This window comes from Pseudoalteromonas sp. 5Ae-yellow (genome assembly GCF_014077565.1).
Lineage (GTDB): Bacteria > Pseudomonadota > Gammaproteobacteria > Enterobacterales > Alteromonadaceae > Pseudoalteromonas.
Window position 1 is genome coordinate 20,172 of record NZ_JACGWD010000052.1, and the last position, 12,652, is coordinate 32,823.

Genomic DNA, 12,652 nt, shown 5'->3' on the forward strand with positions numbered 1-12,652 from the left:
TGGATTCAAGAATTATTGAATGAATTTTGAACCAATTGAGTGATTTTAGCACTTACCGTTAAATGCTGATTACTTTCAAAGTGAAGCCCATCACCGGCTGTTACATTAATAAATGTATTAAAATCAATAAAAGTACATTTATTATTAGCCGCAACGCTTTTAAATGCACTAGAGAGCTTTGTTGCTTTTGTATCTGCACCTTCATAAATACGCGAATACTGCTCAGTGATTCTTATTTTAGGTGGGCTAGCAATAATAATTTTAGGGGATTTTAAAGTACTACCTTGCTGATAATAAATATGTATTGAGTTAATTAAATCATTTAAGCCATCTGCTATTAAATTAGGTGTTAAATTAAAACGTTTTTTAAGATCGTTTGTACCAAGGGCAATAATAATAAAGTCGAGCTCATGCTTATCCAAGTAAGGCTTTAGATAACTAACACCATTAAGCACGCCATCAAACGGTGGATTATGCACTAACGTGCGGTTAGGCTGCCCTGCCTCTATTACGTTAAAGCCACGCCCTAAGTTTTTATTTAATAGCGATGTCCATCGGATATTTTCATCAAAGCGTTTTCCCGTTACAGGGTTTAAACCCCACGTATTAGAATCACCAAAGCAGAGAATATTTTTTGTCATGTTAATTATTAAAATGGATTAAGTGTATAACCCTGCTGTTGCAGCTGGGCATGTGCTGTCATCGCCGAAAGTGACATTTGCACACCTTCAATTAGTTGTTCTGGTGCTACTTTATGATGCGTAGCCGATTGCCCACATACATAAACCACGGTGTTATTGGCCAACAATTGCTTTATTAAACTTTGATTTTTGTTATCTGCTTTAAAACGTTCTTTATATTCACTATTAGCCAATACATCAACGCTAGCACTACCATGTACCACTAACGCTAGTTGAATGTTATCTGGCTTTACACCGTGTGCTACATGCATATTAATAAAACGTGCAAGTGAGTTCATTGAAGTGTTCTGCTCACCTTTTTTAGCGCCATCACCAACATCAAAGGCTATTTTGAATACCGTAGAGTCATTTATCTGAACATGCTCCGGAACACTATAAAAGTAACCAAAGTCTTTAATAAGGTTTTCACCCGCTTGCGAAAATGGGCTTATAAGTAAAAGCAGTAATAGGTATTTCATAAACAATCCTGTGTTTTAAATAAGTTAACCTATTTATAAAACTAACAGAAGCAAAGAAGAAAGGGCAGCTTATCATGCTGCCGATTGAGTGTTTTTATGATGGTGGTTAATAAACTGCATACCTAAATAGCTAAATGTTCGTTTAAACATTTCTACAAAAATATCAGGCGCTTCAAGCGATGATGCGTTTGATAACAACGAAAAATCTTTATTACGTAAAGCCCGTAACTTCGGCTTCAAGGTTTCGTCATCCATGTAATCTGTGATCCTATCTATAAAAGACTTCATTTGTACCGTAGTGTTATACCAATAAACAGGAGACGCGAACACCCAATGGTCGTACTTTAAAACCGCTTCAAATAGCGCGTAAAAGTCATCATTTTTATAGTTTTTGTTATAACAGTATGGCGCAATTTTATAATCATCTAGACAAATTACACGCACATCATTTTGCTCGGCAAAGCTATTAACATGGGCTGTGGTATTGCCGTTTTTACGTGCGCTTGAATAAATAATAATGGTTTTCCGAGCATTTTTATATTGCATTTAGTTAGCTCTTTTTTTAATGTGGTAAAAGCTTAAAACCTCAAGTTATATTGAGGTCAACTAAAGGATTAAAATAATGCCAGTAGGACAAAAAAAGTTAACCGAAGCTAACCTAACCGTTGGCTATATAGCAAAAAGAAGTGGTGTAAAAGTATCTACTCTTCACTTTTACGAAACTAAGTTTTTAATTAAGAGCTGGCGAAATAATGGTAATCAGCGACGCTATAAACCTGATGTATTACGCCGTGTAGCTGTAATAAAAGCAGCTCAAGCGATGGGAGTTACGCTCGATGAGATTAAAAACACCTTAGCTACCCTACCCGACAACCGCACACCAACAAAACAAGACTGGTCAGCACTTTCAAAACATTGGCAAGCGCAACTTGATGAGCGAATTGCGCATATGCAACGCCTGCGCGACAAAGTAGACGGCTGTATAGGATGTGGTTGCTTATCACTTAAAAGTTGCCCAATTTACAATAAAGATGATCATTTAGGCGAAAATAAAAGCGGCGCTGTGCTTTTAAATACATAGCCTTTGCCTGTGTAAAAAGTTCTCCACTTTTGTATAACAAAAATAAATACCCCTCTTAGGAGTTGGGCCAACAACGCCTTAAATATAAAGGCTAACTACGCCTCATTATTGAGTTATTAAAGAAGGTTTTTTTAGTCCGTTTATTGGTAATACGTTACTTTGCTAACAAAATAGCCTCAGGCACTACAAAAACTCTCTATTCATTAATATAGAGTCATGCATATTGAGCCATGAACTCGCGTTTAACTGCTTCGCTAGATGATTTAATTAGACAGTTTAAAATAGCTTTAGCTTAAGTACCCTCTTTATTAAGTATTTAAGCTAAGCCATACTTAAGTGACTACTTGTAGATATAGGTAAATACATTAAAAGTATATTCAATACGAGTGGCTACATTGCTAACTGGTTAATTTTTAAGTATTCTTGTACGCCTAAAAAGGAAGCAATTATTCAAGGAACGAGCTGTTGGAACCAACTAGTCACATCCCAGAAAACAATAAAAAACCACCTATAGTTACTCAAAAATTTTCGCAAGCCCTTAAAACAGCTGATCATAAAGAACTGAAAAGCACTGGCTTTTGGTTAAATCAATTTTTTATGGTTATTTCTACTGTCTTTGGTGTTTATTTGGCGGCTCAAAGCGGCTTAGAGCAAGCGCTTAAGTTTGATTCATTTAGCAAAATGGAAGATAACTACTATTTACGTACATCGCTCTATGACGAAGTTAATGATAACGCAAACACGGTAGCTGAGTATGCAGAACGCTTAGCGAAGAACCCACCAAAATCAGAAATGGAATTTTTTAAACCCACACTTGAGCAGTACATATGGAAAACCATGCAGTTTTCTCCTACTACGCTTGAAACACCGAGTGAATTTTTAACTAGAATACGTCGATTTTATTCTCGAGCTGATTTTGTCATAAATGCCGCAATAAATCGAAAAATATCAGCTAAACAGGCTTCTATCGAATTAGCAAAAATAACAAACTTAATTAAAACTCAAACACTCCCGGCTTTAAAAAATAGCGCTAAACAATTAAAAATGGAATTACAGCAGAATGATATTTCTGTTGGTTCGTTAAAGGAACTTAAAAATGCCAACTAAAAGCTGTCCACATTGTAAAGATCACCCATTAGAAGTAACCAATTATCAGGGTGAGGAAATAGATATTTGCCGTGAATGTGGTGGTTTATGGTTCGAAAAAAATGAAGTAAATCGCATGATTTCCGAGATAAATGACGGCCCAGAAGGTGATAAATTTGAAACTCACTTTGGTGAGCAATTAGGCGTTTCTGAGCTTGACTGCCCGGATTGTAAAAAAAGTTTAGAACGTTTTCACTTACTGGAAGCTTTTCATACCGAAATTGATGTTTGTAGACACTGCGATGGTACTTGGATTGATAAAGACGAACTTGAAAGTGTTGAAAAGAGCCCTGAAATAAAAGCGAGTTTAGGCGAGCTAAATCAAAAAGTGAGTTGGAAAACCTACTTGTTCCAATTTTTAACGCAAATGCCTGTTGAATATAATATTAAACCACAAAAGACTCCTTGGGTAACTCGCGGCCTTATTGTATTAAATACATTGATTTTTGTACTTTATTTTTTAAACCCGAGCTCATTTAGCTATGTTATTGATAACTTTGCCATGACACCTGCAGATTTAAGCAAAGGTAATGAGCTATGGACTGTATTAACTTGCGTATTTTTACATGGTTCAATAATGCATTTAGTTGGCAATATGTACTTTTTATACATCGTTGGCGATAACTTAGAAGACGTGTTAGGTCATAAACGCTTTTTGTTGTGGTATTTAGTCTGTGGACTTCTAGCATCGTTTGCAAGCTACATTGTAAGCCCAATGTCTACAATTCCAGGTGTGGGCGCAAGTGGCGCTATAGCCGGTTTATTTGGCATGTATTTAATGTGGTTCAGACACGCAAGCCTTACTTTTATGTTTGTAATTTATCAGAAGAAACTTTCTGCGGTATGGTTTTTTGCTATTTGGTTAGGATTTAACATTTTTGGTGCAGTAACAGGCCCTGATGGCATTGATTATGGTGCGCATATTGGGGGCTTTATAGCTGGACTAATTATTGGTTATATTTTGAAAAGTAAAATATTAGAGCAAAACCCTATAATTCGTTTACTAAACCAAAAAGAAGCACAGTTAAAACGTTAATCGTCATATTAAAGCCACTAATAGATGAACATTAGTGGCTTTATAAAACTTCTCACTAATTTCTATAACTTATACCAATCCGCAATAATACTTAATCATTTTGCGGGGCTAAACGTGTCGCTACCTGCGTTAAAAAATTCTCATTTAGAACAACTAAATAGCGAATTTTTTGCCTAGCTATCAACACGTTTTTCCGCCCTCAAAATAGACCACTTAATTAAGCGAATTGGTATTACAACGCGTATAAACTGTATAAAATTGACCCATATTTTTTATCGGTATATCGTACGTTCTAGCCTCTTCACTAAGTTCGCATTCAAAGTTATTTAATATATCAGACATCAGTGCTTGCTCTTCGGTGAACTGTATTGTGGTATACCACAAGATTGAATCTTCATCTTTTTTGTTTTCAATATAAATACTCTGTAGCAAAGAGCTATTAAAAAACATGTTTGAAGGCTTTGAACTGCGTATTGTTTTATTATCGAAATAAAAGTAACCATTGTTATCACTTATAGCTTCATCAATATAAGTATCACCGTAAATCAGCTCTCTTGTTACTTTAACGCCCTGTTGGGGTTCACCATTATTTAATAGTCTGCCTTTTACAGGCAACGATAACGTAACGTCTTGTTTATTAAAAAACCCAAACATGTCTGCACATCCTTGCATTGGTATTAATAAAAATAAAATAAGCGTTAAAGTCACGCCAGCCGATCTTGTATTGGTCATAAAAAGTCCTTTTCCTATTTATACTTTAACCTAACAATAAATCTGGAAAATAAATAGCGACAATACTGCATCCTACATTTATTAAAATACATAACCACAACACCACTATAAAACGTCGCTTTTGCGATTTATGGCGAAGTAATTGTTGAGCAAGTAATGCCCCCGGCCATCCTCCAAATAATGCAAGTAGTTGCAGTGTGCGCTCTGGCGTACGATTTACTTTTTTATGTGAAGAGCGCTTAGCTTGTCGCTTATCCCACGCGTACATTAAAAAAGTGATAGCACTTAATACACTTATATAACCAGGTACATATATAGGTATATAAACAGGTAAGTATTGCAGTAGGTAAGCCTGCCAAATGGCGGCTAAATAAAGTAATGAGAATGTGATTAATATTTTCTTTATCAATTAATTATCGCCTATACTTGGCATTGGTATTACAAAAACAAGAGCCAAATTATGACATATTTTAAAGCGATATTCTTAGTCTTATGCTTATCAACATTTAATAGCTATGCATCCGATACATCCACCAACCTTGATAAAGAACTTGCCGTATTTAAGCCCTATTTAGGAACTTGGCAGGCTGACTTTAAAGTACCTGAAGGTGCTAAAAAAATACAAGATGTTGGCCGTTGGGAGCGTGCTTTAAACGGTAAAGCGATACATACCAAGCACTCTATTAATGAAGGTGAGTATGGCGGCGAGTCGATGATTTTTTACGACAGTAAAAAAGAGTCTTTGGTATTTTACTATTTCACAACAGCAGGGTTTTATACAAAAGGGACTATGAAAGTCCTCAGCCCCACTCAATTTGTAGCCTATGAAGATGTAACTGGTAGCCTAGATGGTATTACAAAGGTTAAATCGATGAGTGAACTAAAAGACGATAAATTTCTTGTATCGACCTCTTATTTAAAAAAGGGTGAGTGGACAAAGCCCGAACAACGTATTTATACACGCAGTACAAAAACGGTTAAATTTAAATAGCCGCGATTTATAAACACAAAAAAGGCAGCCTAGGCTGCCTTTTGTCATTTATAAAACCGTATTTATTTTACGTATTTTTTAAATGCAGCGTCTACTGGTGTATCAGCAAGGTGATTAGTGTAGTTGCTCATTACTTTTTGAGACAAGCCTACAATAATTTCAAGTAGTTGCTGCTTAGCGTAACCTGCGGCAAAGAATTTTTCGATTTGCTCATCGCTGATCACGCCACGTTCACGTGTCATTGCGAGTGTAGTTTCACGAAGAGTTTCTAGCTTAGGGTTTTCAAGTGGTGTTTTGTTAACAAGTGCGTCAACAATACCTTGATCAACCTTCATTGCCGCTGCAATACCACTGTGAGCAGGAACACAGTAATGACAGTCGTGCTCTACGTTAATTGATTGCCATACTACTGTTAGCTCTTCTGCATTGAATGATGTTTTTTGAAACAACTCATGCAGTACTTGGTAACCTTTAAGTAATGTTGGTGCTTCAGCCATTACTGCATGTAAGTTAGGAAGCATACCAAATGCTGCTACTGAATCAGCTAGTAACGGTTTTGCTTCTTCTGGTGCGTTTTCTTGAGTGTATAAAGTAAATTCGGCCATGGTTAGCTCCTAATAATTAATAGTTTTAAGTAACTTCGAGACACATAGTATTTGATTTTGAGCGACTGTTCAAGTTAAAATTGAGCAAATGTTCAAATTGATTGAGAATGATATGGCTAATAAGGTTAAATTTGAACGCGAGAATGTAGTTCGCGTTGCTAGTCAGCTATTTTGGCAAAAAGGTTTTCATGCAACCTCAACGCGTGACTTACAAGAAGCCGTTAATATGCGCCCAGGTAGTATTTACTCTGCGTTTGGCTCTAAAGAAGGTCTATATTGCGAATCGCTGAAAGATTACACCGTACAAATGAAAACCCAAATAGAAGGGTTTTTATCAAGTGCCGATACAGTACTTGGTGGATTACGTGCGTTTGTTGAAAACGTGGTAATTAAAACAAAAGATTGCAGTCCAAGCGCTATTTGTATGCTAGTTAAAGCAAACAGCGAGTTTGCAGAAAAAGATTCAAACCTGTATGAGCTCAGCTTAGATTTAACGGCTCAATTTGAAGCTTATTTAACGCAATTATTTAACCAAGCAATAAACAAAGGTGAGTTAAGTAACACGTTGACCGCTGTTGAATATGCGCGCTTTTTTCAAGTGCAATTTACAGGTTTACGCGGTTATTTTAATCGTCCTAATGTAGAGCAATTTGCTGAGCCAATGATCAACCAAATGTTTATGTTGATTAAAAAGTTATAAATAGCAGTTATCGAGCATTCCCAACAAGTTACATTTATTCTACTAAATAAAAATGGCCAGTATTAACTGGCCATTTTTTTTGTGCTTAAAACTTAATTTGTAAGTTACGTTTTAAGCTTATTAAGTTCATTATCTTGCTGGGCAACGAGTGCATTAAGCGCTTCGCTGCTATCCCCTGCTTGTGTAGATAAGTCAGCAAGTTGCGATGCGGCATCAGATATAAGCGTTAAATTACGGTTTATTTCTTCAGTTACTAAACTTTGCTCTTCAGCAGCAGTTGCAATATGTGTAATTTGATTGGTTATTTCATCAACTTTAACAACAACACTGTGCAGAGCATCAAAAGCTACTGATGTTTCATCAACGGCATTTTGTGCACGTACTACGCCTTTTTCAATAACGGTAGATGCGTTACCTACTTCAGATAATAAACTATCAATTAGCTGGCTTATGTCGTCTGTTGATGAACGCGTTTTAGAAGCAAGTGCACGTACTTCATCGGCAACAACGGCAAAGCCGCGCCCATGTTCACCAGCGCGCGCAGCTTCAATAGCAGCGTTAAGTGCAAGTAAATTTGTTTGTTCTGAAATAGTACGAATTACATCTAATATTTGCGTAATGTCTTTACTACGCGAAGCAACTTTTTCAACGGCTTGGTTAGCTTCTTTAATTTCTTCAGACATCGTTTTAACTTGCGTCATCGCTGATGACAAGCTCGACTCACTGCTTACTACCAAGCTATTTATTTCATCGGCTTGTTGGGCTGATTGCTCTGATGCTCTGGCGACTTCAAGTGCTGTTGCGCTCATTTCGTTCATAGCCGTTACCACACTTTCAATTTCTTGAAATTGAGATTGCACATTATGCTTTGTATCAATAGCTATGTGTTGTGCTATTTCGCCTTGCTGCTTAGTTTGATCAGACACCGTTTTAAGCTCAGAAATTAAATCACGTAGCTTTGCTAAAAATCGATTAAACCCACCAGCTAATGCAATAAGCTCTGCGTGACTATCGACATGCAATGTATGTGTTAAATCACCTTCAGAACTTGCGAGGTTATCAACCCGCTGTTGAATTTGTTGTAGCGGCGCTATTACACCTGCTATTACTAATTTCATAATAACAAAAGCAACCACAGCAATTACTAAGCCTGTTATTAAAATAATAAATCTGAGTGATGTTGCTGTTTCTTGCATGTTTTTTTCTAGCGCTTCAGGCCCTGCAAGTGCTAGTTCTGTAGGTACTTCTATGATTAATGACCACTGAGTGTTAGCTAGTTTTATATTAATTGGGTAGTTAACTAAATACTCGCTAGGCGTTTTAAAGAGACCATGTTGGCCTTTAAATTTAACCAGCTCACTGTAAGTGTTGCTACTAACCGCTTCTTTAAATGGGCGGCCTAATTTAGATTTATAGTGACTGCTGCCTACAATTAAACCTATATCACTTAAAAGTGTTACTTTTGCTTGGCCGTTGTAAAGCTCGCTCGACAGCTTTTCGGTTAAGCCCTGAAAAGTTGGGAGCGTTAAATCAACGCCAGCTAAACCAATAAACTGACCTGACTTTAAAATAGGCACAGTTAACGAAGTTAGCATTACTGAGTCGCCCGATGGGATTTCGTATAAATACGGTTCCATAATACAAGGCTTAAGCGTGTCTTTTGCACACAAATACCAATGCGCTTCACGAATACCAAATTCATTTAAAGAGGTAATATATTTATCGGCAGCATTAGCTACTTTTTGCTGTTCAATTACGCCGTTTTGGTCGCGAGTAATATACACCTCTAAGGTGCCATTACCATTAACCGAATGTTTGTAACCTTGTTTAAAGCTCGAATCTTGCCCATCAAAAGCATTAGGCTCAAATTGCGAATATATAGAAGAAAGCAGAGTATTTTGCTCTAACATCGAGCGGTTAATACTTACTACTGTATCGCGGCTCAGGGTTTCGCTTTTGGCTGCGTCACCTAATAAAGCCGCTAATGAATAAGGAATGCGGTAAGCTTCATTAATAAAGCCTGCAATTTTTTCTCCGTATCCAGCTGCATGAGCATTAAGCTTTTCTTCTACTTCTACAGTAATGTACTCTTCAGATTTAGTCGCTAACTGCTTATTACTTGATGATAACTGCCACCACAAAACGCCTGATAACACTAGTACAGTTATAAATATACTACCGACACTAAGCCAGAGTAACTTTTTTGCTAACGATATTTCTCGCATTCATTACACCCTTTAAATTAAAACTACTGATACAGTTTAGTAGATCTAACCAACGAAGCTATGAATATCGTTAAACAAATTGAATTTAATACAATACGTTGGGTTTTTTAAAGTTTAGCTAACCGTGCTGTTGTAATTGCGGCTAAAACTAATAAACACACACTTACCCATAAACACGCACTAAGCCCATATACTTGAAAAACCCAACCAGAAAGCACCGTACCAAGCAAACGCCCTATCGCATTGGCCATATAATAAAAGCCAACGTCTAGTGACACCCCATCATTTTTAGCAAAACTTACTATTAAGTAACTATGCAGCGATGAATTTACAGCAAATACTCCACCAAAAATAAGTAAGCCTATTACAAGCGTAAAATGTACCGCTATATCCAATTGTATCAACAACGCCAAAATGCCAGTTACACCACTTAATAAAGCAACCCACCAGTATGCTTTTTTGACCGAATGTGAAGTTGAATCACCTTGCCCAGTTATTCGCGGTGCTTGCGATTGCACCAGCCCATAAGCAATTACCCACGAAGCCATAAAACCGCTGACCCACCAATGATCCCAGTTAAACTGAGCGGCTAAGTAAACAGGTAGTGCAACTACAAACCATACATCGCGCGCTGCAAACAAGCATAAACGCGCTGCGCTAAGTAAGTTAATTGCCCGCGATTTAGAAAATAATTCTTTAAACTTAGGTTTGTTTTTAGCTTTACCAATATCGCCTTTTAAAAAAATTAAACTAATAACCCACGCAACACTAAGTAAAATAATTAGACTTATTAATGCCCCCACAAAACCAAATACAGTTAGTAATAAGCCGCCTAAAAAAAAGCCCACCCCTTTTAAAGCATTTTTAGAGCCCGTAAGTATGGCAATCCATTTATATAATTGGCTTTGCCCTGCATCGTTTTGTGGTACTAAATACTTAATGGCGCTCTTTGCACTCATTTTATTTAAGTCTTTTGCTATGCCACTCAGTGCTTGCGCTGCCATAACATAGGCAACGGTTAGCCAATCCCCTGGCACGCAAAGCATGGCTAAAGCGACAAGTTGTAGCCCAAGCCCTACATTCATGGTTTTGTTCAACCCTAAATGCGCGCCAAGCCAACCACCTACTAAATTGGTGATCACCCCAAATATTTCATAAAACAAAAACAACATGGCTATCGCAAATGCGCCATAACCTAACTGATGAAAATACAGCACCACCAACATGCGTAGCGCACCATCAGTTAAAGTAAATGCCCAATAGTTACCAGTAATTATTAAATATTGTTTTATAGAGCTCGGTAAGTTAGCCAACTGCGCAAACATAGCGTTAAACCTTTTTAAACGAGATTAAACCAAATCACTTTGTGCAACTTTAAGCATTAGCTCAGCAGTACGGTTTGCATAACCCCACTCGTTATCGTACCAAGCGTATAGTTTAAGTTGAGTGTTGTTAATTACCATGGTTGAAAGCGCATCAATAGTGCAGCTGCGCGGATCTGTTTTGTAATCTATAGATACAAGCGGCTTTTCTTCGTAGCCTAAAATACCCTGTAGCTCGTTATTTGCAGCGTCTTTAAACCACGTGTTTACTTCGTCTTGTGTAACACCTCGCTCGAGCTCAAAAACACAATCAGTAATTGATGCGTTAGTAAGAGGTACGCGCACGGCATGGCCGTTTAATTTACCTTTAAGCTCAGGAAAAATATGCGTAATAGCAGTTGCACTACCGGTTGTAGTAGGTATTAAACTTGTACCGCACGAACGCGCACGGCGTAAATCTTTATGAGGGGCATCAATAATCGTTTGGGTATTAGTAATGTCGTGAATCGTTGTCATTGAGCCGTGCTTAATACCCACTTTTTCTTGCAGTACTTTTACTATTGGCGCTAAACAGTTAGTAGTACACGAGGCGGCTGTAACAATTTTATGCTCACTTGGGTTATAAAGATCATCGTTTACACCCACTACTACATTTAAAATACCGTCTTCTTTTACAGGTGCGGTTACCACAACACGCTTAACACCTTGCGCTAAATATTGATTTAACAGCTCAGTGGTTTTCATTTTACCGCAGGCTTCTATTACTACATCGCAATCAGACCAATCAGTTTCGTTTATGGTTTTGTTGTTGGTAACTGCAATCGTGTGTTTACCCACACTAAAGCTATTATCATCACTAGAAACCTGTTGTGCTAAGCGCCCGTGTACTGAGTCAAACTCAATTAAATGTGCGTGGGTTTTAGCATCGCCCGCTACATCATTTACTTTAATAAACTCTATTTCTGGCCAATCAACTGCTGCACGCAGAGTTAAACGTCCCATACGGCCAAAACCGTTAATACCTACTTTAATAGTCATAATTAAATACCTTTAATAAGTTAGTTACAGCAGCTAGTAATACGTTCAGGGCGATTACCCATAACATTTAAGCGCGTTAAATCGTTTTCATAAAATGAAGGGTTAGCAGTAAGCGTTTGCGTTAATACATTTTTAGCCCACTCTGGTAGGGCTTTATTAATACTGTAATAAACCCATTGATTTTGTTTACGGTCGCTCAACAATCCGCATTGTCTTAACTGCGCTAAATGGCGAGACACTTTAGGCTGGCTTAGCTCAAGTGCAGTAACCAGTTCGCATACACATAGCTCTTCTTGATGGCTAATGAGCAGCATTGCTTTTAAACGCGTATCGTCCGCTAGGCATTTATAAAATTGAAGTGGGTTGAATTGTTCCATATTGTCCTCGCAGTTTTATTGCACATACAATAAAACAAAAACAGAATATATGGAATAGTGAATATATGATTTTTTGTATGTTTATTTAACGACTCATTTTTATTAAACTCCACGCACATCGAGTAGGGTGAGGCTTTTGCCTCATCCCTCTCACAGAACCGTACGTACGGGCCTCGTATACGGCTCCTGTATTCTTCTATCCCTTCGGCTTATTTTCTAAACGCCGATTGAGCAAGCCAT

15 protein-coding genes are annotated in these 12,652 nt (G+C 37.5%); 5 read left to right on the forward strand and 10 right to left on the reverse strand.

The genetic code is table 11. The features are described 5' to 3' along the window. Positions 1-5: 5 nt before the first annotated feature. The 3 genes from H4J63_RS14015 to H4J63_RS14025 all read right to left on the reverse strand — a co-directional run bounded on the left by H4J63_RS14015 (position 6) and on the right by H4J63_RS14025 (position 1,705). The gene (locus H4J63_RS14015) at positions 6-641 is read right to left on the reverse strand and encodes an SGNH/GDSL hydrolase family protein (protein ID WP_182197170.1); all 636 of its coding nucleotides are present in this window, start codon (positions 639-641) and stop codon (positions 6-8) included. A gap of 8 nt (positions 642-649) precedes the next feature. Beyond that, a complete protein-coding gene (locus H4J63_RS14020; RefSeq protein ID WP_182197171.1) occupies positions 650-1,159 on the reverse strand; it encodes a DsrE family protein in 510 nt (169 codons plus the stop codon). Positions 1,160-1,231: 72 nt separating this feature from the next. Further along, entirely contained in the window at positions 1,232-1,705 is a 474-nt protein-coding gene (locus H4J63_RS14025) for a flavodoxin family protein (RefSeq protein ID WP_182197172.1), read from the reverse strand. A 76-nt stretch (positions 1,706-1,781) separates the two neighbouring features. Here H4J63_RS14025 and soxR point away from each other — a divergent pair, with 76 nt between their 5' ends. The 3 genes from soxR to H4J63_RS14040 all read left to right on the forward strand — a co-directional run bounded on the left by soxR (position 1,782) and on the right by H4J63_RS14040 (position 4,422). Continuing rightward, on the forward strand, positions 1,782-2,240 hold the full coding sequence (soxR, locus tag H4J63_RS14030; RefSeq protein ID WP_182197173.1) for a redox-sensitive transcriptional activator SoxR: 459 nt from the start codon (positions 1,782-1,784) through the stop codon (positions 2,238-2,240). Between the two features lie 465 nt (positions 2,241-2,705). Next, a complete protein-coding gene (locus H4J63_RS14035; RefSeq protein WP_101216326.1) occupies positions 2,706-3,347 on the forward strand; it encodes a hypothetical protein in 642 nt (213 codons plus the stop codon). Beyond that, positions 3,337-4,422, forward strand: coding sequence for a rhomboid family intramembrane serine protease (locus H4J63_RS14040; RefSeq protein ID WP_182197174.1), 1,086 nt, complete (start codon positions 3,337-3,339; stop codon positions 4,420-4,422). Before H4J63_RS14035 ends, H4J63_RS14040 begins: the two co-directional genes overlap by 11 nt. A gap of 213 nt (positions 4,423-4,635) precedes the next feature. Here H4J63_RS14040 and H4J63_RS14045 read toward each other — a convergent pair whose 3' ends face one another. Next, on the reverse strand, positions 4,636-5,154 hold the full coding sequence (locus tag H4J63_RS14045) for a transthyretin-like family protein (protein WP_259365676.1): 519 nt from the start codon (positions 5,152-5,154) through the stop codon (positions 4,636-4,638). 25 nt (positions 5,155-5,179) lie between these two features. Beyond that, the gene (locus H4J63_RS14050) at positions 5,180-5,563 is read right to left on the reverse strand and encodes a DUF1294 domain-containing protein (protein ID WP_182197175.1); all 384 of its coding nucleotides are present in this window, start codon (positions 5,561-5,563) and stop codon (positions 5,180-5,182) included. Positions 5,564-5,614: 51 nt separating this feature from the next. On the opposite strand from H4J63_RS14050, the gene H4J63_RS14055 reads away from it, so the two are divergent. Beyond that, positions 5,615-6,145, forward strand: a complete 531-nt coding sequence (locus tag H4J63_RS14055; RefSeq protein WP_182197176.1) for a hypothetical protein — start codon at positions 5,615-5,617, stop codon at positions 6,143-6,145. A 62-nt stretch (positions 6,146-6,207) separates the two neighbouring features. On the opposite strand, the gene H4J63_RS14060 is transcribed toward H4J63_RS14055, so the two are convergent. Next, a complete protein-coding gene (locus H4J63_RS14060; protein WP_024595406.1) occupies positions 6,208-6,750 on the reverse strand; it encodes a carboxymuconolactone decarboxylase family protein in 543 nt (180 codons plus the stop codon). 112 nt (positions 6,751-6,862) lie between these two features. Here H4J63_RS14060 and H4J63_RS14065 point away from each other — a divergent pair, with 112 nt between their 5' ends. After that, complete coding sequence (locus tag H4J63_RS14065; RefSeq protein ID WP_004334521.1) at positions 6,863-7,450, forward strand: TetR/AcrR family transcriptional regulator; 588 nt, start codon at positions 6,863-6,865, stop codon at positions 7,448-7,450. A gap of 104 nt (positions 7,451-7,554) precedes the next feature. Here the strand turns inward: H4J63_RS14065 and H4J63_RS14070 are convergent, their stop codons facing one another. The 4 genes from H4J63_RS14070 to H4J63_RS14085 form a co-directional block, all read right to left on the reverse strand. Continuing rightward, positions 7,555-9,675 carry a methyl-accepting chemotaxis protein gene (locus H4J63_RS14070; protein ID WP_182197178.1) on the reverse strand — a complete coding sequence of 707 codons (2,121 nt, stop codon included), beginning with the start codon at positions 9,673-9,675 and terminating at the stop codon, positions 7,555-7,557. 107 nt (positions 9,676-9,782) lie between these two features. Next, entirely contained in the window at positions 9,783-11,000 is a 1,218-nt protein-coding gene (gene arsJ, locus H4J63_RS14075; RefSeq protein ID WP_182197180.1) for an organoarsenical effux MFS transporter ArsJ, read from the reverse strand. A 24-nt stretch (positions 11,001-11,024) separates the two neighbouring features. Beyond that, positions 11,025-12,035, reverse strand: coding sequence for an ArsJ-associated glyceraldehyde-3-phosphate dehydrogenase (locus tag H4J63_RS14080; RefSeq protein ID WP_182197181.1), 1,011 nt, complete (start codon positions 12,033-12,035; stop codon positions 11,025-11,027). Positions 12,036-12,055: 20 nt separating this feature from the next. Then, positions 12,056-12,412: a metalloregulator ArsR/SmtB family transcription factor gene (locus H4J63_RS14085; protein ID WP_024595411.1), complete on the reverse strand. Its 357-nt coding sequence runs from the start codon at positions 12,410-12,412 to the stop codon at positions 12,056-12,058. Between the last annotated feature and the right edge of the window lie 240 nt (positions 12,413-12,652).

What these genes read in the sequence shown, in the direction of transcription:
- H4J63_RS14025 (WP_182197172.1), bottom strand. Translation starts at nt 1,705, where the DNA reads ATGCAATATAAAAATGCTCGGAAAACCATTATTATTTATTCAAGCGCA.
- H4J63_RS14055 (WP_182197176.1), top strand. Translation starts at nt 5,615, where the DNA reads ATGACATATTTTAAAGCGATATTCTTAGTCTTATGCTTATCAACATTT.
- arsJ (WP_182197180.1), bottom strand. Translation starts at nt 11,000, where the DNA reads ATGTTTGCGCAGTTGGCTAACTTACCGAGCTCTATAAAACAATATTTA.
- H4J63_RS14080 (WP_182197181.1), bottom strand. Translation starts at nt 12,035, where the DNA reads ATGACTATTAAAGTAGGTATTAACGGTTTTGGCCGTATGGGACGTTTA.
- soxR (WP_182197173.1), top strand. Translation starts at nt 1,782, where the DNA reads ATGCCAGTAGGACAAAAAAAGTTAACCGAAGCTAACCTAACCGTTGGC.
- H4J63_RS14085 (WP_024595411.1), bottom strand. Translation starts at nt 12,412, where the DNA reads ATGGAACAATTCAACCCACTTCAATTTTATAAATGCCTAGCGGACGAT.
- H4J63_RS14045 (WP_259365676.1), bottom strand. Translation starts at nt 5,154, where the DNA reads ATGACCAATACAAGATCGGCTGGCGTGACTTTAACGCTTATTTTATTT.
- H4J63_RS14020 (WP_182197171.1), bottom strand. Translation starts at nt 1,159, where the DNA reads ATGAAATACCTATTACTGCTTTTACTTATAAGCCCATTTTCGCAAGCG.
- H4J63_RS14070 (WP_182197178.1), bottom strand. Translation starts at nt 9,675, where the DNA reads ATGCGAGAAATATCGTTAGCAAAAAAGTTACTCTGGCTTAGTGTCGGT.
- H4J63_RS14060 (WP_024595406.1), bottom strand. Translation starts at nt 6,750, where the DNA reads ATGGCCGAATTTACTTTATACACTCAAGAAAACGCACCAGAAGAAGCA.
- H4J63_RS14040 (WP_182197174.1), top strand. Translation starts at nt 3,337, where the DNA reads ATGCCAACTAAAAGCTGTCCACATTGTAAAGATCACCCATTAGAAGTA.
- H4J63_RS14015 (WP_182197170.1), bottom strand. Translation starts at nt 641, where the DNA reads ATGACAAAAAATATTCTCTGCTTTGGTGATTCTAATACGTGGGGTTTA.
- H4J63_RS14065 (WP_004334521.1), top strand. Translation starts at nt 6,863, where the DNA reads ATGGCTAATAAGGTTAAATTTGAACGCGAGAATGTAGTTCGCGTTGCT.